We start from the raw sequence: 24,021 nt of genomic DNA on the forward strand, positions 1-24,021 counted from the left end.
AGGCAATCGGACTAAAATTTCGTTGAACAGTTAGTTATGAAAATATCTGTTTATGAATTTTAGCTTTCCTGACTATTATTTTATGATTAAAATCTATGACACCATGTCTCGTGATTTGCGAGAATTTGTCCCAATCGAGGACGGCAAGGTTAAGATGTATGTCTGTGGGCCGACAGTTTATAACTATATCCACGTGGGGAATGCCCGCTCAACAGTAGCCTTCGATACCATTCGTCGCTACTTTGAGTACCGTGGTTATGAGGTTGCCTACATTTCAAACTTTACCGATGTAGATGACAAGATTATTAACCGCGCCAAGGAAGAAGGTATCACACCTCAGGAAGTAGCGGAAAAGTATATCGCTGCCTTTCGTGAAGATGTGACGGCTTTGGGGGTGAAGCCTGCGACTTGTCATCCACGTGTTGTAGAGTTTATGGATGATATTATTCGTTTTGTTACTGATTTGATTGAAAAGGACTATGCCTATGAGAGCCACGGGGATGTCTATTTCCGTGTAGAAAAATCCCACAATTATGCTAAATTGGCCAATAAAACCCTAGAAGACTTGGAGCTGGGTGCTTCAGGTCGTACAGATGAAGAAACAGCTCGTAAGGAAAATCCTGTGGACTTTGCCCTTTGGAAAGCAGCGAAACCAGGTGAGATTTCTTGGGACAGTCCTTGGGGACCTGGTCGTCCAGGCTGGCATATCGAGTGTTCGGTCATGTCAACTGAGATTTTAGGAGATACCATCGATATTCACGGTGGTGGAGCAGACCTTGAGTTCCCTCACCATACCAATGAAATTGCCCAGTCAGAAGCCAAAACAGGTAAGACCTTCGCTAACTACTGGATGCACAATGGTTTTGTCAATATCGATAATGTCAAGATGTCTAAGTCTTTGGGAAACTTCATTACGGTACACGATGCTCTCAAAACTATCGACGGTCAAGTATTGCGATTCTTCTTTGCGACTCAACACTACCGCAAGCCTATCAACTTTACGGAAAAAGCAGTGCGTGATGCAGAGACTAATCTCAAGTATCTAAAGAACACCTATGAACAACCTTTTACTGGAACTGTAGATGCTCAAGAGTTACAGGCATTTAAAGATAAGTTTGTAGCGGCCATGGATGAGGATTTCAACTCTGCCAATGGTATCACAGTTGTCTTTGAAATGGCTAAATGGATCAACTCAGGAAACTATGATGCGGTTGTTAAGGAAGCTCTTACAGCTATGTTAGAGGTCTTTGGTATTGTCTTTGTCGAGGAAGTTTTGGATGAAGAGATTGAAGCCTTGATCCAAAAACGCCAAGAAGCGCGTGCCAATCGTGACTTTGCGACAGCTGACCAAATCCGTGACCAACTGGCTGCTCAAGGGATTAAGCTACTGGATACCAAGGATGGAGTGAGGTGGACACGTGATTGATGTCAATCTCATTAACGGGATTGCGCTAGCCTTTGAAGGAGATGCAGTATACTCTATGTATATTCGTCGCCATCTCATTCTTAAAGGCATGACCAAACCCAATAAACTCCACCAAGAGGCAACCAAGTATGTATCAGCTAAGGCTCAGGCACACTTGATTTCCCTCATGCTGGAAGAAGAAGTCCTAACGGAAAAAGAAGAAGAAATCTATAAACGGGGTCGCAACACCAACAGCCATACCAAGGCTAAGAATGCGGATGTGGTAACCTATCGTATGTCTACTGGTTTTGAAGCGGTCATGGGCTATCTTCATATGACTGAAAATGTGGAACGCCTAGAAACCTTGATTTCTTGGTGCATCCAAAAAGTGGAGGGCTAGAAATGATTGCAAAAGAACTACTGGATTGGTTTCCTGATGGTAAAATCTTAGATCAGCCAGTTGATAAAGAGGGTTATCTAAGTCTACCTCTGTCAAATTATCAGTGGCTTTTGCTTGAGGAAGCTAGTCTTAGCGAGCGTGAAAAACAACTGGTGGCTCTCTTAACCAAACAGGAGCAAACCATTTCCCTCAATCCCTGGTATAGTTATCTCATTGAAGGCAAAGGACAGGCACCGCAAAACTTTAAAAAATTGCAGCTGGTCTATTGTCACCTATCCTATTTCCAACAGGAAAATTTAACGTCTTGGTTAGAGATGATGGGAACCCTCTTTCCAAATTGTCAAACAGTTCTTCAGGTTGGAGCGCAGGATTACATTTTTGTTCTCCAACAGGATAAGTACACATCCGTTCGCTCTATCTTGATGGATACCTTGGAAGCTGTAGAATATGACTTTGGAGTACGTTTATCCATCATGTTAGGTCAGGTCTGGTCACAGATAGGACATCAGGCTCTGTCAGATCTCATCAAAGCAGAACGAGACTTGTTCAAAAATTGGTGGCGACAAGGGCATCAAGGTTTCCATACTTTTTCTCAACTTTACCTTTGGAGTATGGGTGAAAGAATCGTGGATCTCCGAGTTGTCAAGGAATATCTGCATCAGATGATTGTGGACCAGGATCAGATTCAGGAAATCATCCTTTCACTGTGGGAAAACAGTGCAGTCCTGACTAAAACAGCACAGCAGCTCTATCTGCACCGCAATTCTCTCCAATACAAGATTGATAAGTGGGAAGAACTGACAGGACTGCAGTTGAAAGAATTGACTGATTTGACCTTGTGTTATCAGTTGATTTTACCAGATATTATTTAAAGTTTTGTGCAAGTTGCACAGAACTTTTTTATTTTTTTGGTCACCTTGCCATAGAAATGTAAAGCGTTTTCATCTATAATAAAACTATCAAATGACAAAAGGAGTTCTCCAAAATGGTAGAATTAAATCTTAAAAATATTTACAAAAAATATCCAAATAGCGAACACTACTCAGTTGAAGATTTCAACTTGAACATCAAAGACAAAGAATTTATCGTTTTCGTAGGACCTTCAGGATGTGGTAAATCAACTACTCTTCGTATGATTGCAGGTCTTGAAGACATCACAGAAGGTACTGCATCTATCGATGGCGTGGTTGTCAACGATGTGGCTCCAAAAGACCGTGACATTGCCATGGTATTTCAAAACTACGCTCTTTACCCACACATGACTGTATACGATAACATGGCTTTTGGTTTGAAATTGCGTAAATATAGCAAAGAAGACATTGACAAACGTGTACAAGAAGCAGCAGAAATTCTTGGTTTGAAAGAATTCTTGGATCGTAAACCAGCTGACCTTTCAGGTGGTCAACGTCAACGTGTTGCCATGGGTCGTGCGATCGTCCGTGATGCAAAAGTATTCTTGATGGACGAACCTTTGTCAAACTTGGATGCAAAACTTCGTGTATCAATGCGTGCTGAAATCGCTAAAATCCACCGTCGTATCGGAGCTACAACTATCTACGTAACTCACGACCAAACAGAAGCGATGACACTTGCAGATCGTATCGTTATCATGTCAGCAACTAAAAACCCTGCTGGTACAGGTACTATCGGACGTGTTGAACAAATCGGTACTCCTCAAGAAGTTTACAAAAACCCAGTTAACAAATTCGTAGCAGGATTCATCGGAAGCCCAGCTATGAACTTCATCAACGTTAAATTGAACGGTGACCGCATTGTTGCTGACGGATTTACTTTGAAAGTTCCAGAAGGTGCTTTGAAAGTTCTTCGTGAAAAAGGCTACGAAGGAAAAGAATTGATCTTCGGTATCCGTCCAGAAGACGTAAATGCAGAACCTGCTTTTCTTGAAACATTCCCAGAATCAGTTGTGAAAGCAACAATCTCTGTATCAGAATTGCTCGGTTCAGAATCTCACCTATACTGCCAAGTTGGTAAAGATGAGTTCGTTGCAAAAGTTGACGCTCGTGACTACTTGCAAGCAGGTGCAACAGTTGAACTTGGATTTGACTTGAACAAAGCACACTTCTTCGACGTAGAAACTGAAAGAACAGTTTACTAAGATATAGAAATAAAAATAGGCACTGTTGAATTTGCAGTGCCTTTCTTGTAACCATAATAAAAGAAGTAGGATGAACATCATCTTACTTCTTTTGACTTAATTAGCCTTGTTTTTTCTTGCTTTTAAGAGAAAGTCCGAATCCTGCTAGGACGATTCCTAGTAGTGTAAGGATGGATGTTTCTTCTCCGGTATTTGGCAAACTAGTAGTAGCTGCTTTAGTAGTTGTTGGTAGTGTGATAGTTTGACCACCATTTGAAAGAGTAATAGTCTCATTTCGTCCATTAAGGCTCTGATTGCCAGAATCTTGTTGGTCTGGTGTTGTAGGATCTACTTTTGGCTCTACATAGAGAAGTCGGTATTCACCAAAACCTTCTTGCTCTGAACTTGCGAGATATTGAACATCGCCATCTGTGCCTAGCAAATTTTTAGCCTTATCAGCTGTCAAGAAACGGATATCTAATCCTTTAATGCTATCAGTGAAGCGCCAATTTTTATCTGCACTTGGGTTGATATTTTTTTCTTCAAGGATATAGTTAATAATTGCTTGACGATTTTCAAGTCCAAGTAGACGGTTGAGGCTAGCATCACGAACACCAGGGAATTGACCATTTGCGCGATAGTTGTTGGTTACAACGATAAATTCTTGCTCTGGACGAACATCTTTGCCTTGGTATTTAAGATTGCGAACACGATTAGCATCTGGATGAAGTAACTTGCCTTCTCGGTCATATTTGTTCGGTTGTGTTACATCATACTCGTAAGTTACACCATCGATGACGTCAAAGTTATAGGTACGATAGCTAGAGTTGATGAGCTGCTGAGCTTCTTTTTTACTCGGATCAATAGTGTTGAACTGGCCTGCAGACATTTCCAACCATTCTTTTAATTGGGCTCCAGTAATTTTGAGAATAGCTGTAACATTGTCGTAGAGGTAGAGATCTGCTACGTTTTTGATCGCAATTGGACCTGCTGGGATGTCTGTGTAGGCAGTTGCATCCCCACGGGTACCAGCTTTAAATGGAGCAGCGGCAGAAAGAATCGGGAGACTACCTTCAGGAGTTCCTGCTAGTTCTCTCTTAGCATACCAAATTTGAGCGTTGTTGACGATTTGAACTGATGGATCATCTTTTACAAGGGCAAAGTAGCTAGTAATCGGGGCACTTGTTGTTCCGACTTGCTGGCGGACATATTTGACAGTTCCTTCATGAGATTCTTTAGCAATTTCTTTGATGCGTTCGTCGGCTTCCTTGGATTTTGTATAAATTTTACGGATAGATCCTTTGCTGTTGACAACTGACCATTTTCCATTTTTATATACAAGATTGAGGTCAATAATACCTAGATGATCACCGTATTTTCCAGCCATGGTGACAGGAGTGCCATTGATTTTACCGTTGGTACCATCAACACCAGGATATTTTTCATAAAAACCTGTTCCGTTTCCACTAGGAAACTCGGCATGTGAGTGACCTGTGACTACGGCATCAACACCAGGTAGGCTAGCAATTTGGTAGCCCTCGTTTTCCTCACCTTTTTCGTACTTGTCATCTCCAATACCTGAGTGAGATAGAACGAGAGTGATATCTGCACCTGCTTTACGCATTTCAGGAATAATATTTTTGATAGCTTCTACTGAATCATTAACCAAAACCTTACCTTCAAGGTTAGCTTTATCCCAGCTAAGAATTTGAGGAGGGACAATTCCTGTAACCCCAATTTTGACAGTCGTTTTGTGACCAGTTTTATCTACAAAAGTTTTGGTGATAATTTTGTAAGGATCGTAGATGTAAGCACCTGTTTTAGGATCGACAACATTGGCATTGACAATAGGCATACCAGCGGTTTCGATGACACGTTTAAGATAGTCTAATCCATAGTTAAACTCGTGATTTCCGAGTGTCCCCACTTCAAAACCAAGCTTTTGAAGTGCTGTATACATAGGGTGTTGTTCGCCTTCTTTAACTGGATTGACGATAGCCTTGTAGGTTCCAAGAGGTGTTCCTTGGATGGTATCCCCATTGTCAACGAGGATAGTATTGCTATTTTCCTTTTTAGCTTCTTCGATGAGGATTGCTGTTTTTGCAAGACCGACATTTTCAACAGGTTTGTCTTGATAGTAGTCATAGTTGACTAGATTTGTATGCAGGTCGGTAGTTGCAAGGATACGGACATCAACTTCTTGCCCTTCGACAGGTTGGTTGGCTTCATCTTCTGCGAGACTTCCTTCGTTTGAAGCTTTAGCTTCAGCAGTTGGTGCTAGGGCAACTTCTGTAGTCCCTTTTTCAATAGTCCCTTCTTTTTCAGAATCAGCTAGTGTGTCACTTGCTTTACTAGTGACTGGTTTTTCAGCTGGACTTGTTGCTGAACTAGGTTTGATACTAGCATCTAAATTTGTGCTGGTCTCATCAGCCTGTGCAGTAGATACTGCAAAGACAGCGGCAGTAAGCCCTAAAAGGGCGGCTGGTTTGCGAAATGATGTCATAACATTCTCCTAAAAAATAGTTTCACTTGATTATACAAAATCACAGGCTAGGTATCAAGTTAGTTACGAATATTATTTTATAGATTTTAAACAAAGAAGCAGGGAAAATTTGAAAATGGAAGTTTTATTTGTCATACATAACAAAAATGCAGGAAAATGTGAACATTTATCTGAAAATTGTACTTTTTTCTTTTTAGAATAATCAGTAAGTGATTCTAATCTAGAATGGGCTTTACTAGTTTTCATATCCTCAAAAAAGTGTTAAAATGGTAGGAAGAATTGGAGAGTATGCATGCCGAAAGAAGTAATTTATTCAGGCGATGAAGTCGTCGCTTTAACGCAAAAATATTTATCGAAAGAAGATGTGGCTTTTGTACACAAGGCCTTGGTTTACGCTGTAGAATGCCATAGTGGCCAGTATCGTAAATCAGGCGAGCCTTACATTATCCACCCTATTCAGGTAGCAGGTATTTTGGCTAAACTCAAGCTAGATGCTGTCACTGTTGCCTGTGGTTTTTTGCATGACGTGGTAGAAGACACAGAAGCTACCTTGGATGACTTAGAGCGTGAGTTTGGCCATGATGTTCGAGTGATTGTTGACGGTGTTACAAAGCTTGGTAAGGTTGAGTATAAGTCTATCGAGGAGCAGCTGGCTGAAAATCATCGCAAGATGCTCATGGCTATGTCAGAGGATATCCGTGTTATCTTGGTCAAACTTTCTGACCGTCTGCACAATATGCGAACTCTTAAGCACCTTCGTAAGGACAAGCAGGAGCGTATTTCCAGAGAAACAATGGAAATCTATGCACCGCTTGCTCATCGTTTGGGGATTTCAAGTGTGAAATGGGAACTGGAAGATCTCTCTTTCCGCTATCTCAATCCAACTGAATTTTACAAGATTAGTCACATGATGAAGGAAAAACGTCAAGAGCGTGAAGCCTTGGTCGATGAAGTTGTGACGAAACTCGAGGAATACTCATCTGAGCGCCATCTTACAGGAAAAATCTACGGTCGTCCAAAGCATATCTACTCTATTTATCGCAAGATGCAGGACAAGAAAAAACGCTTTGAAGAGATCTATGACTTGATTGCCATTCGTTGTATTCTAGACACTCAGAGTGATGTCTATGCGATGTTGGGCTACGTTCATGAGCTTTGGAAACCAATGCCGGGACGTTTTAAAGACTATATTGCCAATCGTAAGGCCAATGGTTACCAGTCTATCCATACGACTGTTTATGGACCAAAAGGGCCGATTGAGTTCCAGATTCGTACTAAGGAGATGCACGAGGTTGCTGAGTACGGGGTTGCGGCTCACTGGGCTTACAAAAAAGGAATCAAGGGTCAGGTTAATAGTAAGGAATCTGCTATTGGAATGAACTGGATCAAGGAGATGATGGAGCTCCAAGATCAAGCAGATGATGCCAAGGAATTTGTGGATACTGTCAAGGAAAACTATCTGGCTGAGGAGATTTATGTCTTTACTCCAGATGGGGCGGTTCGTTCACTTCCAAAAGATTCAGGTCCGATTGACTTTGCTTATGAAATTCATACAAAGATTGGGGAAAAAGCGACTGGTGCCAAGGTTAATGGCCGTATGGTTCCATTGACGACCAAGTTAAAAACGGGTGACCAGGTTGAAATCATCACTAATCCAAATTCATTTGGACCAAGCCGTGACTGGCTCAATATGGTCAAGACCAGCAAGGCTCGTAACAAAATTCGTCAGTTCTTTAAAAACCAAGATAAAGAATTGTCCATCAATAAAGGTCGTGAATTGCTGATTAGTCAGCTCCAAGAAAACGGCTATGTGGCCAATAAATTTATGGACAAACGCCACATGGATGAAGTCCTTCAAAAAACCAGCTACAAGACAGAAGAAGCGCTATTTGCGGCGATTGGTTTTGGAGAAATCGGAGCCATCACTGTCTTTAACCGTTTGACTGAGAAGGAACGTCGTGAAGAAGAGCGGGCCAAAGCTAAGGCAGAAGCAGAAGAACTGGTCAAGGGTGGCGAAGTCAAGGTGGAGAACAAGGACACGCTTAAGGTTAAGCATGAGGGTGGAGTAGTCATCCAAGGTGCTTCTGGGCTCCTGATCCGGATTGCTAAATGTTGTAACCCTGTTCCAGGTGATGATATCGTCGGCTATATTACCAAAGGACGCGGAGTTGCCATCCACCGTGTAGACTGTATGAATCTTCGTTCACAGGAAAACTATGAGCAACGTCTACTCGATGTTGAATGGGAAGACCAATTCTCAAGCAAGGAGTATATGGCTCACATCGATATCTACGGGCTCAACCGTTCTGGTCTATTGAATGATATCTTGCAAGTCTTATCAAATACAACTAAGAATATTTCAACCGTTAATGCCCAACCAACCAAGGATATGAAATTTGCTAATATCCATGTTTCCTTTGGAATTTCAAACCTTTCAATGCTGACCACCGTGGTTGATAAGATTAAGAGTGTACCAGAAGTCTACTCGGTTAAACGTACCAATGGTTAAGTTGGCTTGATATCATCAGAAAGGATTGCTATGAAAATTATCGTTCAGCGTGTCAAGAAAGCACAAGTTTCTATTGAGGGTCAAGTATATGGGAAAATCCAGCAGGGGCTCTTACTCTTAGTAGGTGTTGGACCTGAGGATCAAAAAGAAGATTTGGAGTATGCAGTCAGAAAGCTTGTCAATATGCGAATTTTCTCAGATGCTGAAGGCAAGATGAACTTATCGGTTAAGGATATCCAAGGCCAAATCCTCTCCATCTCTCAGTTTACTTTGTTTGCAGATACCAAAAAGGGAAATCGTCCAGCCTTCACAGGCGCAGCCAAGCCTGATATGGCATCAGACTTCTATGATGCTTTCAACAAAAAATTAGCTCAAGAAGTGCCCGTTCAGACAGGCATCTTTGGAGCGGATATGCAGGTTGAGCTGGTCAATGACGGACCGGTTACCATTATCCTTGATACGAAAAATAGATAAGAAAGACCAAGCCCGACCGGCTTGGTTTTTCTCATCTATCACAAAATATTCCAAAATGAAATCGGTTCTTGATAAGCTTTGGGGAAGTCTTGTTTCAGGATTTGGCAGGTGCGATAGGAAGGGATGAAATGTCCTAGGATGAGGAGAGTTCCCTGAAGGAAGAGTGGGACACCCCTTAAAAACAGCAAGGAGAGAATTATCAGGCTATCCCATAGGAGGATTTGTAAGGCAAAACGCCAGAATCTAGGTCTAATCTGGGAATAGAGTTGACTGAAGTGGTCACAAAGCTGGTTAGACAGATAGGTCAATAGCACAGGATGAAAGAAAATGAGCCAACCACTGTAAATCAAAATCCAATCCCACGTCAGTCCCTCTTTAAATGTCAAAAATGCCAGCATGATTCCATCGATGATAAGGAGTTGAATGGTTTTGATGTAGATGATTTTTTTCATGATAAAACCTTTTTTTCCTTAGAGACACTCCCACAAAGAGATATGTTTGTCATAAAAGTCTGGATAGTTTTCTCTTAGGTGGCTAGCCGTTATATAATAAAAAGTAGAATGACAGGAAGTAAAGACTGGAGTAAGAGAGTAAAAATGTTGAGGGCCAGTGATGGCTAAAAAGACAAATAATAGTAGGTCAGTGGAGAGAATCTTTAAGTAGTAAAGGCGAATTTTTTTGTTCATCTGAGGATAAATCTCAGAGAAATGTTTTTTGAGTCGATTGACCAAGCGAAATAGCAGTAGTCCTTGAGCAAGGATGAAAATGAAGCAAAAAATCAGGCCTCTCTCCAAAGAAAGTTCGTATCGAGGTCTGAAAGTTACCAACAGTAGCAAATCGCTGACTACGATGGCTGTAAAATGGATTCTAAAGAGATTTTTCATAAGATGACCTCCCTCTTTTATCTAGCTTCATTCTACTCCAAAAGAATGGGAGTTACAAGTAAAATGATAAAAAATTTTAGTAAGGAAATTCTATTAAGTCGGCTTGCTTTCTTTATTTGAGTTTCCTTCTATTTTTCCACTTCTTCATCATTCCAGACAAATAAAGCTCCGATTGCATTGAGGATATAAAAGATGTATTTTCCGATATTGGCAAAGTTTCCTTGAATGCCAGCCTTTGTCAGCTGAACGAAATTGTAAATCAACCAAAATCCCCACTGAGTTGTCAGTTTCAATGCATTCAAAGCATTGGCAATGAGGGAGAGTGCAAAGGAAATAGTTGTTACGTAGGCAAGGAGATTCATCTTTCCTCCATAGCCGATATAGTTGGTCATAAATGCAAAGAGGAAGGCGATGATTGAAATGATGATGGCAGCTAATTTTATCTGTTTTTGGCTCATTTGGTTGGGTCTGCCTTCTTGCGAAGCTTCCCATTTCTTAATAGCAAAGGTATAAATGAGGAAGGTGACAGGATAGGTGATAATGGCCGCCTTATTTCCAAGGATATAGTCAATGGTGCCGGACAAAATCGTATTGACAATGCCAAAGTAATTTCCCCATTTGCTTAATTTTCCCGTGAAACGAGTGGACAACATGGAAATCCCAACGTTGGTTACGGAAATCAATCCAAAGGGCACAAGGGCAGTCCATGAGCCCCAGTCTACGAATTTATCGAGACGGGAGTTGAGGTAACCAGATGCGATCGCAATTCCAACGACCAGAGCAACCCCAAAGAGGTCAAACCATTTGGATGTCGCAAAAATTTTTAGTGATTTTTTCATAGGTTAAAATATCTTTCTTTTTTTACAAACATTCTACAACAAAATGAGAGTAACATCAAATGCTAGAAATAAAACCCTGAAAATAAAGCTTTCAGGGTTGGTAGGGGACTTGAGAAATTAGTTCATTTTTTCAACATAGAGTTGTTTGGCGATTTCGAGGCTGACTTGAAGTTCTTCATTGTTGTGAATCAGGGTAAAGGTATTAGAGAAGCCATCGAACTGCTTGACTTGGAGTTGTTCTCCAATATGGATTGCATGTTTTTCCAAATATTGGAGAAGTTCAAAGCTATCATGAACTCTTGTCAAAAGATAGGTTCCAGCTGCCTTGATATCAGAGAGTGGTAGGTTATTAACCTCAACTAGAAGCTCACCCTTGGCAGGAATGGTTCCACCATGGGGACAGGTCTTTGGAAAGCCTAACATATTTTCCAGTCGCTCCACAAAAAGGTCTGAAACTGTATGCTCTAATACCTCAGCCTCATCGTGAATCTGATTGCTGGTATAGTCTAGATGGTGAACCAGAAAAACCTCAATGAGTCTGTGCTTTCGGTAAAGGTCAGATACAAGTTTTAAACCAATGTCCGTTAGTAAGTAGCCCTTTTTCTGATCTTTTAGGATAAGATTTTCGGATTGCATGCGCTTGATCATTTCAGTTACAGCTGGAGGTGATACCTGCATTCGAGCAGCGATTTCTTTATTGGTAATCTTAGGAAGTTCCATGCCAATCTCATAAATACATTTTAAGTAGTCTTCTTTATTAGGTGTCATTTGCATTTCCTTGTTTATTATCTCCATCTAGTATACCAAAAAAAGCTAGATTTCTCTAGCTTTCTGCCTTGTTATAAGTGGGCTTTCTTTTAGTCAAGCGACTTTGCTGCTTCAATGGCTGCTTCAAAGTTTGGCTCGGAATTGATATTGTCCACATACTCAACATAACGGATAATATTGTCAGCATCAAGGACAAAGACCGCGCGCGCAAGCAGATGCCACTCATTGATTAAGAGCGCGTAATCACGTCCAAAAGAGTGGTCGAAGTAGTCTGAGAGCATGATGGCATTTTCAATTCCCTCTGCGCCACACCAACGTTTTTGAGCAAATGGAAGGTCCATAGAAACAGTAAGGACAACAGTGTTGTCCAAGCTAGCCAATTCTTGGTTAAAGCGACGAGTCTGAAGTGAGCAGATACCAGTGTCGATAGAAGGAATGACACTCAAAATCTTTTTCTTACCTTCAAAGTCAGCCAGTGATTTTTTAGAAAGGTCAGTTGTTGTTAGAGAAAAGTCAAGAGCCTTGTCTCCTACTTGCAGTTGTTTTCCTGTGAAAGTTACAGGATTTCCAAGGAATGTAGTCATAAGCTACTCCAATCTTTTTTCTTTCATTCTACATTAAATGTTCAGACTTTTCCAATAGTTTGACTGAAAATATGGGCAGAAAAAAACGTCAGCTCACGTGAGAATGACGTTTTTCAGAGGCTTATTTTGCCAAACCTTCAGCAATCTTGTCAAGGTTGTATTTCATCATGTTGTAGTAGCTGTCGCCTTCTTTACCTTCTTCAGCGATAGAATCTGTAAAGATTTGAGCATAGATTGGGATGTTTGTGTCTTGTGAAACAGTCTTCATTGGACGGTCATCGACACTGGATTCGACAAAGAGGGAAGGAGTTTTTGTTTGGCGAAGTTTTTCAACCAAGGTCTTGATTTGGTCAGGTGTTCCTTCTTCTTCAGTATTGATTTCCCAGATGTAGGCACTTGGTACACCGTAAGCTTTAGAGAAGTATTTGAAGCATCCTTCGCTGGTTACGATGAGTTTTTTCTCAGCAGGGATGTTGTTAAATTTCTCTTTAGCTTCCTTATCAAGTTTGTCTAGTTTTTCAGTATATTCTTTGAGATTTTTTTCGTAGAATTCCTTGTTGCTAGGGTCTTTAGCGCTCAATTGTTTTGCGATATTTTTAGCAAAGATGATCCCATTTTCAAGGTTGAGCCAAGCGTGTGGGTCTTCTTTGCCTTTTTCGTTTTGGCCTTCAAGGTAGATAACATCAACACCTTCGCTGACTGCAAAGTAGTCTTTGTTTTCAGTTTTCTTGGCATTTTCTACCAATTTTGTAAACCAAGCATTGCCACCTGTTTCAAGGTTGATACCGTTATAGAAAATCAAATCAGCTTGAGAAGTTTTCTTAACGTCTTCAGGAAGTGGTTCGTATTCGTGTGGGTCTTGACCAACAGGAACGATACTGTGAAGATCAATTTTGTCACCAGCAATATTTTTAGTAATATCAGCGATGATTGAGTTTGTAGCAACAACTTTTAGTTTTTGACCAGAAGCTGCATCTTTTTTTCCGCTAGCACATGCTACAAGAGCAATGACAGAAAGAAAGAGAACGAGTAATGTACCTAATTTTTTCATTAGATCCTCCAATTTAGTGGGGTTCTGCCCCTTATTTTAACAAATGTTTATTTTTCAGTTTCAAATATCGTTGTTTTGGAGCGATAAAGAAGCTAATAAGAAAGAAACTAGCGGCTGTAAGCACGATACTAGAACCTGCCGCAACGTTAAAGCTATAGCCGATAAAGAGTCCCAAAACTGAAGCTGTAGCTCCAAAGGTTGAGGAAAGGAAAATCATACTTTTCAGGCTATTAGCATAGAGATAAGCAGTTGCTGCTGGGGTAATCAGCATGGCTACAATCAGGATAGTTCCGACACTTTGCATAGCTGTCACAGACACGAGAGTTAGGAGTACCATGAGTAAGTAGTGATAGAAATTGACAGGCATTCCCATGGCCTTAGCCAAGAGTTCATCAAAGGAAGTGATCAAGAGTTGCTTGAAGAAAATCCAGATTAACAAGAGAATGGCTACCCCTACACCCATAGTAATAAACATATCCGTATCTTGGACGGCTAGGATATTACCAAAAAGGATATGGAAAAGGTCAGTTGAACTTTTAGCGACACTAATCAAGATGATACCGAGGGCTAAGAAAGAAGAAAAGGTAATGCCGATGGCGGTATCGCTTTTGATAATCGAGTTCCCCTTGATGTAGGTAATGATGATGGCAGCTAGCAATCCAAAGACAATGGCTCCGATAAAGAAGTCAAGGCCCAAGATGAAGGAGAGGGCTACACCTGGCAAGACAGCATGTGAAATGGCATCTCCCATGAGTGACATCCCGCGTAGAATGATGAAACATCCCACAGCTCCAGCTACGACCCCGACGACAATAGCTGTTATCAAGGCATTTTGTAGGAAATGGAATTTTTGCAATCCATCGATAAATTCTGCAATCATAGGTCACCTCCATTGAAAAAGAGTCGATTACCGTAAGCTTCTTTTAGATTGGCTTCGGTAAAAGTTTCTTTGGTCGGACCAAAGGCAATCACTTCTCGATTGACAAGCAAGACTTGATCGAAGTAGTGGGGAACCTTGCTGAGGTCGTGGTGGACGATGAGAACCGTCTTCCCAGCTTTTTTCAGATCTCTCAGCGTATTCATGATGATTTCCTCACTGACTGAGTCAATCCCAACAAAGGGTTCATCCAAGAGGATATAGTCGGCTTCCTGCACCAAACATCTGGCAATCAAGACCCGCTGGAATTGACCTCCAGACAGTTGACTGATTTGCCGTTCAGCGTAGTCAGCTAGGTCGACGATTTCAAGGGCCTCTTGCACTTTCTTCCAATGTTTAGCATTTAAACTTCGAAAGAGAGGAATAGAGGGAAATAGTCCTAACGAGACGCATTCCTTGACCTTGATGGGAAAGTTGTAGTCGATATTGATTTTTTGTTCGACATAGGCGATTCGATGTAAGGATTTTTTAACTTCCTTGTCATCGAGAAATGCCTGACCTTGATGTGGGATAATTCCCAGCATACCTTTTAATAAGGTTGATTTTCCAGCACCGTTTGGACCAATAATTCCGGTAATAGTTGGTCCTTGGAGCACTAGTGAAATATCCTTCAGTGCCAACGTTTCTTTGTAGGAGACACTGAGGTTTTCGATACGTATCATACAGTTATATTCCTCCTATCTTTTAATATACATTAAAATAAAAATTAAGTCAAGTTAATTTTTGTAAATATTTAAAATATTAACTAGAAAACAATCAGGAGAAGACGGTATTTTTAATTGCATTCCCCAGGGATTTTTGCTAAGCTAGGAATAAGTGAAAATAGGAAAGCGAGAACAAGATGACACGTTATCAAGATGATTTTTATGATGCTATAAATGGTGAATGGGAAAAGACTGCCGTTATTCCAGCCGATAAATCGAGAACAGGTGGTTTTATCGACCTTGACGAAGAAATCGAAGAGTTGATGCTAACGACAACCGACAAATGGTTGGCAGGTGAAGATGTGCCAGAAGATGCTATCTTGGCAAACTTTGTTAAGTACCATCGTATGGTCAGAGATTTTGAAAAACGAGAAGCTGATGGAATTGAGCCAGTCCTTCCTTTGCTTAAGGAATACCAAGATTTGGAAAGTTTTGCGGATTTCGCAAGTAAACTAGCTGCATTTGAATTAGCTGGTAAACCAAACTTCCTTCCATTTGGAGTATCACCAGACTTTATGGATGCTAGAACCAATGTTCTTTGGGCTAGTGCTCCAGGAACAATCTTGCCTGACACAACCTACTATGCGGAGGACCATCCACAGCGTGAGGAATTGTTGAACCTTTGGAAAGAAAGTACTTCTAATCTCCTCAAAGCCTATAACTTCTCAGATGAAGAAATCGAAGATCTTTTAGAGAAACGATTGGAATTGGACCGCCGTATCGCAGCTGTCGTACTTTCAAACGAAGAGAGTTCAGAGTATGCCAAACTTTACCATCCGTATTCTTATGAAGATTTCAAAAAGTTTGCCCCTGCACTTCCTTTAGATGACTTTTTCCAAGCTGTTCTTGGTCAAGTTCCTGATAAGGTCATTGTAGATGAAGAGCGTTTCTGGCAAGCAGCAGAGCAATTCTATAGTGAAGAAACTTGGCCTTTACTCAAGGCAACTTTGATCTTGAGTGTGGTTAATCTTTCAACTAGCTATCTAACAGATGAGATTCGTATCTTGTCAGGTGCCTACGGACGAGCTCTTTCAGGAGTTCCAGAGGCTCAAGACAAACGTAAGGCAGCTTACCATTTAGCTCAAGGACCATTCAAACAAGCCCTCGGCCTTTGGTATGCCCACGAAAAATTCTCTCCAGAAGCTAAAGCTGATGTGGAGAAAAAAGTTGCGACCATGATTGACGTTTATAAGGAACGTTTAGCTAAAAATGACTGGCTAACTCCTGAAACACGAGAAAAAGCTATCGTCAAACTCAATGTCATCAAGCCTTATATCGGTTATCCAGAGGAGCTACCAGCCCGCTACAAGGATAAGGTTGTAGATGAATCTGCTAGCCTCTTTGAGAATGCCCTAGCCTTTGCGCGTGTGGAAATCAAGCACAGTTGGAGCAAGTGGAATCAGCCAGTTGACTACAAGGAGTGGGGAATGCCTGCTCACATGGTCAATGCCTACTACAATCCACAAAAGAACTTGATTGTTTTCCCAGCCGCTATTTTACAGGCACCATTCTATGACTTGCATCAGTCATCTTCTGCCAACTATGGTGGTATCGGAGCGGTGATTGCCCATGAAATTTCTCACGCCTTTGATACTAATGGAGCTTCCTTTGATGAAAATGGTAGTCTCAAGGATTGGTGGACAGAGAGCGACTATGCAGCTTTCAAAGAGAAAACGCAGAAGGTTATCGACCAGTTTGATGGTCAAGAATCTTACGGAGCGACCATTAACGGTAAATTAACTGTATCAGAAAACGTTGCCGACCTAGGAGGAATTGCTGCTGCCCTTGAAGCTGCTAATAGAGAACCAGACTTCTCAGCTGAAGAATTCTTCCATAACTTTGCGCGTATCTGGCGTATGAAAGGTCGTCCAGAGTTGATGAAACTCATGGCTAGCGTCGATGTACACGCACCAGCTAAACTTCGTGTCAATGTCCAAGTGCCAAACTTTGATGACTTCTTTACAACCTATGATGTCAAAGAAGGCGACGGAATGTGGCGCTCACCAGAAGACCGTGTGATTATTTGGTAAAGTGAGTCCTAAATCAAGTATCATCTTGAAGTAAGTGACTCATGCTTGAAGTTTATCCATCTGAAAATAAAATGCTATCGAGGTTAACATGAAGAAATACTTAATAGTGCTTTCAGCTATTCTTTCAATTTCAGTTTTGGCATCTTGTGGTCTCAATAAAAATAATAGAAATATAGAACCTTCATCTACACTATCATCTGTATCCAAAGACGATAAGACTAGTTCATCAACAGGAGAAAATACTGAGAATACTAGTGACTCTTCAACCAAGGCGTCACAATCAATTGCTGAAAATAAGAAGGAAACGGGACCAGATTTGTATAAAGAAGTGATTGAACGTTATAATCACTATACAGAGCTTTTAAAACAAGGTAATAGAGAAGATTTATACGAGGAAAATAAACAACACAAGATTGCTTCAGAAGAATATAGCCTGATTTTCTCTCGAATGGATTATCAAAATGCACCAGACTTTAAATATGCTCTTCTTGATTTGAATAAGGATGGGCAAGATGAGTTACTTATTGGCGATGAAAAATTTGTTTCAGCCATTTATTATTTGGAAAATCAAAAACCAAACTTACTTCAAACAGCTTATGTAGCTTCTGCAGGTGGTTTTCGCTCAGGCTTTGTTATTTATGAAAATGGTCAAGTCTCTTATGCAGACTGGCAGTCAACTCGTCCAGAAATGAACCTAGCTCTATATTCGTTTGATAAAAATGGAGTAGAGAAGGTTAAAGAAGCGACTCTTCAAATTGGTGGCAATGAGAAAGCAGAGCAAGTTTTAGATATCTCTTCTGAAAAGCTTGATTTGGCTAACATCGATTGGAAAGAATTGAATCCAGCCAATTAGTTTTGAACTATTTTTCTAGTTCAACTTTGATTCTACTGAGCAAGGATTGCTCTAGAAATAGAAACTAAAAAAACAAGGATGATGACCTGCTCCCCTACAGTTTCTAGTGAATTTTATTTTTTCGCTGTCCATTATAAGGGGAGCATATCATTTAGTGTGTAGTTCATAGAGATTATGAAATTGAGGTCTTTTCTCATTCTGAAATCCATAGTAAAATATCCTTCTGTATCAAAAACAGGAGGATTTTTATGTTTCAGACCACCATCAATATAGGCTATGCTCGCGTTTCTACCCACAAGCAAGACCTAGGCTTGGAGGTGCAAATGGAGGCTCTCAAGCACTGCGACCAGCTCTTTATTGAACGTGAATCTGGTTCAAACAATGCACGTCCAGAACTCGAAAAAGCCTTAAAATTGGCTTCGGACCTTTCGCAGGATGGTAAGCAGGTCATTTTCACTATCTATAAGTTAGATCGCCTGACTCGCTCCATGTTTAAATTGCTAGAACTGATCGAACGATTTAATGCTTCGGATATTCAGCTAGTCAGTTTGCATGAAAAACTGGAAACCGACTCGCTCATCGGTAGGTTACTTTGCGTCATTTTGGGATTTGTGGCAGAAAGTGAACTGGAAAATCTGCGATTTCGAACCCGTGAAGGACTTCGTAAAGCCAAGGAAAATGGTGTCAAACTAGGTGCCAAGCGAATGTCAAGAGATAAGGAAGAGAGAATTATTGAGCTGTATTTGGCAGGGGAATCAAGCATCAGAACAATAGCAAAAACAGAACGAATTTCGACCTCAACCATCTATAAAGTGTTGGAACGAAACAAGGTGGCTATCAATCGTAAAAATGTTTCGCAAAATTCTTGCTAAAAATAAGATAAAATGCTACAATGAGGGCGTAAATATGTTTCGATTAACGACCGTTTTGCGAAACATTCAAAATAACAATGTGAATATTTCAGAAAATACGAATTTAACAAGGATTTGAGCCTGTGTTGGATTTGTATTTTTTTGTTTTTTAAGTGTATCGTTTAACGGTCGTTATGTGATACACCAAAACCCTTGTCGCTCAAGTGGTTGAGGTTTTCTTCGAAACACTAATATCAAAAAAATTAGGATTTTGTAGTATTTACACACCTTCAAAAGTAATCTACATTCCTAAGGAGGAAATTATGAAAACAAATAAACTTGTTAAACTCGGTATTGCAACCTTTGCGGTTGCGGTGTTGGGTGTAGTGCCAGCTTTTACAGCTCAAGCAGACACACATGTGGCAGAACAGCCAAATACAGCTCAGGCAGATACACATGTGGCAGAACAGCCAAATACAGCTTCAAAACCAGTAGAAAATGGCAAACCAAGTGATTCAGAAAAACCAGAGGTTAAACCGGTTGAAGAAGTGAAACCTGAAGCTAAGTCAACAGCAAACGCAGCCGAGACTCAGCCATCTGATGCCCCAAGGGAAGATGCAACCTTAAAAGAAGAAAAACATCTTCCTATCCGATATGTAATCGAACTAGATTTTCATGATATAAGGACTGGGGAGAAAGTAGAACCTACTAAAACGTTGACAGGAACTGTTAACGTTGGTGAAGATTTAACAATTGCAGCTCCAACATTTGAAGGCTATAGGCTTCAAAGAGCTTACCCCAAAATACTGAATATTAGTTATGATAACCTGAATGATATTTCTAGATCGAAAGATGAGAGATTTATTCTTACCAAAGAGGGCGATACAATCGTGGCACATTGTCAGCTTGAATATGAGACACTTCCGCTAGAGAAGCCTAATAGGAGCGAACGGACTCTTCATATTAGCTTTAGCTATACTGGAACTCCTAAACTTTGGCCCGATGGTACACTCCCACTTCATCGCAAGGCTCATTCCATTGATGATGGAAAACGAAATATAACAGTTACTATTAAGCCAGGTGAGAGTTTTACTTTACCTAAGGGTGATATAGATGGCTATATTTTGGAAGAGATAACGGATGTTAGACACGAAGAGGGAAGATGGGGAGCAACTACTGGTAATTCTTATAAACCTGGAGAAACTGTACCTTACGAGAAATTCAACTTTTATCCTGGTGTTGTTGACGGTGTAGAAAGTGATCATATTTCAGTTAATTATTTTTATTATCGACCAGCGGGCTATATTGGATATGAAAAACCATCTCAACCTACGGAGAAACCAGCACCAAAAGCTGACGAAAATCAAGAGCCCATCAAATATCGTATCGATTATTTCGATGCAGATACGGGAGAGAGGCTATCTCGAGAAATTGGAGTTTTAAACCCTGGTGAAACTATCAATATCCATAAAAATATTGATGGCTATGAGGTAGTTACGAATCGTCGTTGGATGTCTGGTTATAATGTGGACTACCGGTTAATGGATAGATATTTTGGGTCTTCGTCTGGATATCGATATATGTTTCTAGAATATAAGAAGGTAAATGCGGATGCCAAGCCTTCAGAGACTCCGAAACCAGAAGTAAAACCGGAAACGAAGCCTTCTGAGACACCAAAACCAGAAGTTAAATCAGAACCAACGCCAAAAGCTGACGAAAAACAAGAGCCCATCAACTATCTTATCGAATATTTCGATGCAGAAACGGGAGAGGAGATATCTCGAGAATATGGAGTATTAAATTCTGGTGAAACTGTTAATATCCATAAAAATATCGATGGCTATGAGGTAGTTTCGAATGATAGCTGGATGCCTGGATATAATGTGGACTACAGGATAATGAGTAGATATTTTGGTGGTCAAACGTTTGAACGTTACATGTTTCTAGATTATAAGAAGGTAAAGGCGGATGCCAAGCCTTCAGAAACACCAAAACCAGCGCCAAAAGATGAAGAAAAGCAGGAGCCCCTCAAATACCGTATCGATTATTTCGATGCAGATACGGGAGAGAGGATATCTCGAGAAATTGGAGTTTTAAACCCAGGAGAGACCATCAATATTTATAAAGATATTGAGGGCTATGAGGTAGTTTCGTATGCTAGCTGGATGCCTGGTTATAAAGTGGACTACCGGATAATGAATACATATTTTGGTGGTACTTTGGATGACAATTACATGTATCTAAAGTATAAGAAGGTAAACGCGGATGCCAAGCCTTCAGAGACTCCGAAACCAGAAGTAAAACCGGAAACTAAACCTTCAGAAACACCAAAACCAGAAGTAAAACCGGAAACTAAACCTTCAGAAACACCAAAACCAGAAGTAAAACCGGAAACTAAACCATCAGAGACTCCGAAACCAGAAGTAAAACCTGAAACTAAACCTTCTGAGACACCGAAACCAGAAGTTAAGCCGGAAACTAAGCCTTCAGAGACTCCGAAACCAGAAGTTAAGCCGGAAACTAAACCATCAGAGACTCCGAAACCAGAAGTTAAGCCGGAAACTAAACCTTCAGATACTTCAAAACCAGAAGTAAAACCTGAAACTAAACCATCAGAGACTCCGAAACCAGAAGTTAAGCCGGAAACTAAACCTTCTGATACTTCAAAACCAGAGGTAAAACCGGCACCTAAGCCTTCAGATACTTCAAAACCAGAAGTTAAGCCGGAAACTAAACCTTCTGATACTTCAAAACCAGAAGTAAAACCGGAAACTAAACCTTCAGAGACACCAAAACCAGAAGTAAAACCGGCACCTAAGCCTTCAGAGACACCAAAACCAGTTACACCAGCTGTTCCAGATCAACCACAATCTGCTAAACCAGAGAAACCAGTAACTCCAAGCACTAGCCGAATCCTTGCGAATGAAATTGGAAGTGTTCAAGTACGTGCTTCAGAGGAAACACTCAAAAACGTCAGCTACATCAAGGTAGAAGAAACTAAGTCAAATTCACTTACGGCGAAAAACTACAAGGCCTACGATATTCGTCTATACGACGCCAATGGTAAGGCTGTCCAGCCAAATGGCATGGTTCTAGTGAGCCTTTCTGCAGAAAAGCCAGTTGAAAATGTCTACTATGTTTCTCCAGATGGCGCTTTGCAAGCATTAGACTTCAAGCAAGATGCGGATAAGGTAACTTTCGAAACCAATCACTTTAGTATCTATGCTATGACTTTTAAAAATATGTCAGTAAATCACAATGGCGGTAGTATCCAAACGCCAGTTGCAGGTAGTGAAAACCCAACAATCCCTACGCAAAACAGCAATGGTGCAGATGGAACACAACCACAATCCAAACCATTGAAAACTAAGGGAGAAGGTGGAGAGAAAACAAGAAAAACTTTACCAAATACTGGTGAAAATAGCTCAATTCTCACTACACTATTTGGAGTATTGACTCTAAATGCTGGATTGTTTAGCTATCGCAAGAAAGAAAAATAATCACAACCTATAATTTATCCATCAATTATTTGAGGAAAAATTTAGAAAATCTTTTCATGATAAAACGCATATTATCAAGGTTTCTCAACACCTGATAATATGCGTTTTTCTGCTTTTAAAGACTTCTTGCCCAGCCTCTTTGCTCTTGCTAGAAAAATGGATTAAAGGTCTTTTCGTGAGCGATGGTCGTAGCTGGACCATGGCCAGGATAGACATCGTAGTTCGGGAGAGTAAAGAGCTGGGTTTGGATACTATGAAGGAGTTGTTCCATGCTACCTGTAGGTAGGTCTGTTCGTCCAATAGTTTCTCGGAAGAGAGCATCACCCGTTAAGACCAAGTGCCCATCTGGAAAAACAAATGAAACTCCTCCGATAGAGTGGCCTGGAGTTGGTAATACAGTGAAGCGGAACTCCTCAATCTGGTATTCTTCATGAAAGACAAAGGTATGTTCAGCTGGTTTACATACGACATCTGCCATATCGTCGTGTCGAGGAAGACCAGAAAGATTATCAATAGGAGTATAGAGCCAAGATGCTTCACTTTCTGCCACATAAACTGGAGGGGTTCCGAAAGTATCTCTGACCAAGTCCAGACTCATAATATGATCGTAGTGGGTGTGGGTCAGGAGAATTGCACTGACTGGTTTGTTAATGGTCTCGATAGTCTTGCGAATAGCTTCCCAGTTGCTACCCGGATCAACAACAATCAGGTGTTGGTCTCCTTCAAGATAATAAGTGTTCTCATAAGCAACAGGATTCACAGTTTTATGGATTTTCATAGAATTTCCTCTTTCAAAGCATTTACTCCTACTAGTATAACACAGTTAGGGAGAATACGTATTGATTTATAAATATTAAAAACCAGCATGACTAGTTAAAGGCAGGCTGGTTATCAATTTATCAATATTTGAGAGGTGTTAATTGACCTTCATAGGTTGCATAAACTCCTTCATTAGCATGCTTGATAGAAGTAATATTAAGAGTACCACCGTAGTTGGCTTCATGCTTATCGCTGTATTCGCTATAGTTTATATTGTTGGGCAGGGCTTGGTCTTTACCATAGTATTGAATGACAGTTTTTTGATAACTTTGCTGACCGAATAGAATCAAGCAAGTAACTCCTAACACTAGGAGAGCAAGAATAGAGATACCGATTTTTTTCATAGATGTTCTCCTGATCAATGATAAAAGAAAGAAACTGAAGGATTCTTTATTACAAAATCCAGTTAAGATACCAGTATATGTCTACTAATTGTTCTTTGTAGACTTAATAGAGTTGATGAAATTAAATCATGATTGGGTTACAATATGGTTTCCAATTTGTTCTCTCCTTCTATCACCCTAAATAAAAATCTAATTTCATAATATATTATATGATAAAGATTCAGAATTATCAACCAATTCTGAACCGTTTTTTTTTATTTTATTCGAATATCGTTTTTATTTTATTGATAAATTGTAAGAATAAGTGAATTTAACAGGAGAAGAGTTATTACAATAACTTTTAAGAATATTAAACAGAATAGGATGTTTATTTTGTATAGAAAGAAATGATTAAGTGGTGTGTAGCCATAGTGTTCAGTATAGGAAATTATAGGTTCTTGTAAAATCACCTACTTTAACTTTAAATCAAAC

At 40.3% G+C, this 24,021-nt stretch carries 21 protein-coding genes; 10 read left to right on the forward strand and 11 right to left on the reverse strand.

Annotated features, from left to right (window positions below; translation table 11 throughout):
- Positions 1-82 precede the first annotated feature (82 nt).
- From cysS to QM469_RS06525, 4 genes are all read left to right on the forward strand, one after another.
- Positions 83-1,426, forward strand: coding sequence for a cysteine--tRNA ligase (gene cysS / locus QM469_RS06510; protein ID WP_315640925.1), 1,344 nt, complete (start codon positions 83-85; stop codon positions 1,424-1,426).
- On the forward strand, positions 1,419-1,805 hold the full coding sequence (locus tag QM469_RS06515) for a Mini-ribonuclease 3 (RefSeq protein ID WP_045763483.1): 387 nt from the start codon (positions 1,419-1,421) through the stop codon (positions 1,803-1,805). The genes cysS and QM469_RS06515 overlap by 8 nt, the downstream gene beginning before the upstream one ends.
- 2 nt (positions 1,806-1,807) lie before the next feature.
- Positions 1,808-2,677, forward strand: a complete 870-nt coding sequence (locus QM469_RS06520) for a helix-turn-helix domain-containing protein (RefSeq protein WP_414276324.1) — start codon at positions 1,808-1,810, stop codon at positions 2,675-2,677.
- A gap of 113 nt (positions 2,678-2,790) precedes the next feature.
- A complete protein-coding gene (locus QM469_RS06525; RefSeq protein WP_049504000.1) occupies positions 2,791-3,921 on the forward strand; it encodes an ABC transporter ATP-binding protein in 1,131 nt (376 codons plus the stop codon).
- 100 nt (positions 3,922-4,021) lie between these two features.
- Here the strand turns inward: QM469_RS06525 and QM469_RS06530 are convergent, their stop codons facing one another.
- Entirely contained in the window at positions 4,022-6,403 is a 2,382-nt protein-coding gene (locus tag QM469_RS06530) for a bifunctional 2',3'-cyclic-nucleotide 2'-phosphodiesterase/3'-nucleotidase (RefSeq protein ID WP_414276325.1), read from the reverse strand.
- Positions 6,404-6,695: 292 nt separating this feature from the next.
- On the opposite strand from QM469_RS06530, the gene QM469_RS06535 reads away from it, so the two are divergent.
- The gene (locus tag QM469_RS06535) at positions 6,696-8,912 is read left to right on the forward strand and encodes a RelA/SpoT family protein (protein ID WP_049503998.1); all 2,217 of its coding nucleotides are present in this window, start codon (positions 6,696-6,698) and stop codon (positions 8,910-8,912) included.
- A 30-nt stretch (positions 8,913-8,942) separates the two neighbouring features.
- Complete coding sequence (gene dtd, locus QM469_RS06540) at positions 8,943-9,386, forward strand: D-aminoacyl-tRNA deacylase (RefSeq protein ID WP_153225439.1); 444 nt, start codon at positions 8,943-8,945, stop codon at positions 9,384-9,386.
- Between the two features lie 38 nt (positions 9,387-9,424).
- Here the strand turns inward: dtd and QM469_RS06545 are convergent, their stop codons facing one another.
- The 8 genes from QM469_RS06545 to QM469_RS06580 form a co-directional block, all read right to left on the reverse strand.
- On the reverse strand, positions 9,425-9,838 hold the full coding sequence (locus tag QM469_RS06545) for a hypothetical protein (RefSeq protein WP_153225438.1): 414 nt from the start codon (positions 9,836-9,838) through the stop codon (positions 9,425-9,427).
- An 18-nt stretch (positions 9,839-9,856) separates the two neighbouring features.
- The gene (locus QM469_RS06550; protein WP_228113874.1) at positions 9,857-10,270 is read right to left on the reverse strand and encodes a hypothetical protein; all 414 of its coding nucleotides are present in this window, start codon (positions 10,268-10,270) and stop codon (positions 9,857-9,859) included.
- A 128-nt stretch (positions 10,271-10,398) separates the two neighbouring features.
- Positions 10,399-11,109 (reverse strand): nicotinamide mononucleotide transporter, encoded by a 711-nt coding sequence (locus tag QM469_RS06555; protein WP_414276326.1) that lies wholly within the window; start codon positions 11,107-11,109, stop codon positions 10,399-10,401.
- 117 nt (positions 11,110-11,226) lie between these two features.
- On the reverse strand, positions 11,227-11,877 hold the full coding sequence (locus QM469_RS06560; protein ID WP_315639402.1) for a metal-dependent transcriptional regulator: 651 nt from the start codon (positions 11,875-11,877) through the stop codon (positions 11,227-11,229).
- Positions 11,878-11,966: 89 nt separating this feature from the next.
- Positions 11,967-12,461 (reverse strand): thiol peroxidase, encoded by a 495-nt coding sequence (gene tpx / locus QM469_RS06565; protein WP_315639400.1) that lies wholly within the window; start codon positions 12,459-12,461, stop codon positions 11,967-11,969.
- Between the two features lie 121 nt (positions 12,462-12,582).
- The gene (gene psaA / locus QM469_RS06570; protein ID WP_315639398.1) at positions 12,583-13,512 is read right to left on the reverse strand and encodes a metal ABC transporter substrate-binding lipoprotein/adhesin PsaA; all 930 of its coding nucleotides are present in this window, start codon (positions 13,510-13,512) and stop codon (positions 12,583-12,585) included.
- A gap of 31 nt (positions 13,513-13,543) precedes the next feature.
- On the reverse strand, positions 13,544-14,392 hold the full coding sequence (locus QM469_RS06575; protein ID WP_075231207.1) for a metal ABC transporter permease: 849 nt from the start codon (positions 14,390-14,392) through the stop codon (positions 13,544-13,546).
- On the reverse strand, positions 14,389-15,111 hold the full coding sequence (locus QM469_RS06580) for a metal ABC transporter ATP-binding protein (RefSeq protein ID WP_075231208.1): 723 nt from the start codon (positions 15,109-15,111) through the stop codon (positions 14,389-14,391). Before QM469_RS06580 ends, QM469_RS06575 begins: the two co-directional genes overlap by 4 nt.
- Before the next feature lie 179 nt (positions 15,112-15,290).
- Between QM469_RS06580 and QM469_RS06585 the strand changes: the two genes are divergently transcribed.
- The 4 genes from QM469_RS06585 to QM469_RS06600 all read left to right on the forward strand — a co-directional run bounded on the left by QM469_RS06585 (position 15,291) and on the right by QM469_RS06600 (position 22,387).
- Positions 15,291-17,183 (forward strand): M13 family metallopeptidase, encoded by a 1,893-nt coding sequence (locus QM469_RS06585; protein ID WP_414276327.1) that lies wholly within the window; start codon positions 15,291-15,293, stop codon positions 17,181-17,183.
- Positions 17,184-17,271: 88 nt separating this feature from the next.
- Positions 17,272-18,036 carry a hypothetical protein gene (locus QM469_RS06590; RefSeq protein ID WP_414276328.1) on the forward strand — a complete coding sequence of 255 codons (765 nt, stop codon included), beginning with the start codon at positions 17,272-17,274 and terminating at the stop codon, positions 18,034-18,036.
- 248 nt (positions 18,037-18,284) lie between these two features.
- Positions 18,285-18,908: a recombinase family protein gene (locus tag QM469_RS06595; RefSeq protein WP_248035941.1), complete on the forward strand. Its 624-nt coding sequence runs from the start codon at positions 18,285-18,287 to the stop codon at positions 18,906-18,908.
- A 302-nt stretch (positions 18,909-19,210) separates the two neighbouring features.
- On the forward strand, positions 19,211-22,387 hold the full coding sequence (locus QM469_RS06600) for an LPXTG cell wall anchor domain-containing protein (protein ID WP_414276329.1): 3,177 nt from the start codon (positions 19,211-19,213) through the stop codon (positions 22,385-22,387).
- A gap of 148 nt (positions 22,388-22,535) precedes the next feature.
- Here QM469_RS06600 and QM469_RS06605 read toward each other — a convergent pair whose 3' ends face one another.
- The gene (locus QM469_RS06605; protein ID WP_414276330.1) at positions 22,536-23,165 is read right to left on the reverse strand and encodes an MBL fold metallo-hydrolase; all 630 of its coding nucleotides are present in this window, start codon (positions 23,163-23,165) and stop codon (positions 22,536-22,538) included.
- Between the two features lie 121 nt (positions 23,166-23,286).
- Complete coding sequence (locus QM469_RS06610; protein ID WP_414276331.1) at positions 23,287-23,550, reverse strand: hypothetical protein; 264 nt, start codon at positions 23,548-23,550, stop codon at positions 23,287-23,289.
- Positions 23,551-24,021: the final 471 nt, after the last annotated feature.

Origin of the sequence: Streptococcus infantis (assembly GCF_047464215.1) — a bacterium.
Lineage (GTDB): Bacteria > Bacillota > Bacilli > Lactobacillales > Streptococcaceae > Streptococcus > Streptococcus infantis_P.

Excerpts from the sequence above, each read along its gene's own strand:
- QM469_RS06580 (WP_075231208.1), bottom strand. The coding sequence starts at position 15,111 with ATGATACGTATCGAAAACCTCAGTGTCTCCTACAAAGAAACGTTGGCA.
- QM469_RS06545 (WP_153225438.1), bottom strand. The coding sequence starts at position 9,838 with ATGAAAAAAATCATCTACATCAAAACCATTCAACTCCTTATCATCGAT.
- QM469_RS06555 (WP_414276326.1), bottom strand. The coding sequence starts at position 11,109 with ATGAAAAAATCACTAAAAATTTTTGCGACATCCAAATGGTTTGACCTC.
- QM469_RS06525 (WP_049504000.1), top strand. The coding sequence starts at position 2,791 with ATGGTAGAATTAAATCTTAAAAATATTTACAAAAAATATCCAAATAGC.
- QM469_RS06560 (WP_315639402.1), bottom strand. The coding sequence starts at position 11,877 with ATGACACCTAATAAAGAAGACTACTTAAAATGTATTTATGAGATTGGC.
- tpx (WP_315639400.1), bottom strand. The coding sequence starts at position 12,461 with ATGACTACATTCCTTGGAAATCCTGTAACTTTCACAGGAAAACAACTG.
- QM469_RS06595 (WP_248035941.1), top strand. The coding sequence starts at position 18,285 with ATGTTTCAGACCACCATCAATATAGGCTATGCTCGCGTTTCTACCCAC.
- QM469_RS06600 (WP_414276329.1), top strand. The coding sequence starts at position 19,211 with ATGAAAACAAATAAACTTGTTAAACTCGGTATTGCAACCTTTGCGGTT.
- QM469_RS06590 (WP_414276328.1), top strand. The coding sequence starts at position 17,272 with ATGAAGAAATACTTAATAGTGCTTTCAGCTATTCTTTCAATTTCAGTT.
- QM469_RS06575 (WP_075231207.1), bottom strand. The coding sequence starts at position 14,392 with ATGATTGCAGAATTTATCGATGGATTGCAAAAATTCCATTTCCTACAA.
- QM469_RS06520 (WP_414276324.1), top strand. The coding sequence starts at position 1,808 with ATGATTGCAAAAGAACTACTGGATTGGTTTCCTGATGGTAAAATCTTA.
- psaA (WP_315639398.1), bottom strand. The coding sequence starts at position 13,512 with ATGAAAAAATTAGGTACATTACTCGTTCTCTTTCTTTCTGTCATTGCT.
- QM469_RS06605 (WP_414276330.1), bottom strand. The coding sequence starts at position 23,165 with ATGAAAATCCATAAAACTGTGAATCCTGTTGCTTATGAGAACACTTAT.
- QM469_RS06530 (WP_414276325.1), bottom strand. The coding sequence starts at position 6,403 with ATGACATCATTTCGCAAACCAGCCGCCCTTTTAGGGCTTACTGCCGCT.
- cysS (WP_315640925.1), top strand. The coding sequence starts at position 83 with ATGATTAAAATCTATGACACCATGTCTCGTGATTTGCGAGAATTTGTC.
- QM469_RS06535 (WP_049503998.1), top strand. The coding sequence starts at position 6,696 with ATGCCGAAAGAAGTAATTTATTCAGGCGATGAAGTCGTCGCTTTAACG.
- QM469_RS06550 (WP_228113874.1), bottom strand. The coding sequence starts at position 10,270 with ATGAAAAATCTCTTTAGAATCCATTTTACAGCCATCGTAGTCAGCGAT.
- QM469_RS06585 (WP_414276327.1), top strand. The coding sequence starts at position 15,291 with ATGACACGTTATCAAGATGATTTTTATGATGCTATAAATGGTGAATGG.
- dtd (WP_153225439.1), top strand. The coding sequence starts at position 8,943 with ATGAAAATTATCGTTCAGCGTGTCAAGAAAGCACAAGTTTCTATTGAG.
- QM469_RS06610 (WP_414276331.1), bottom strand. The coding sequence starts at position 23,550 with ATGAAAAAAATCGGTATCTCTATTCTTGCTCTCCTAGTGTTAGGAGTT.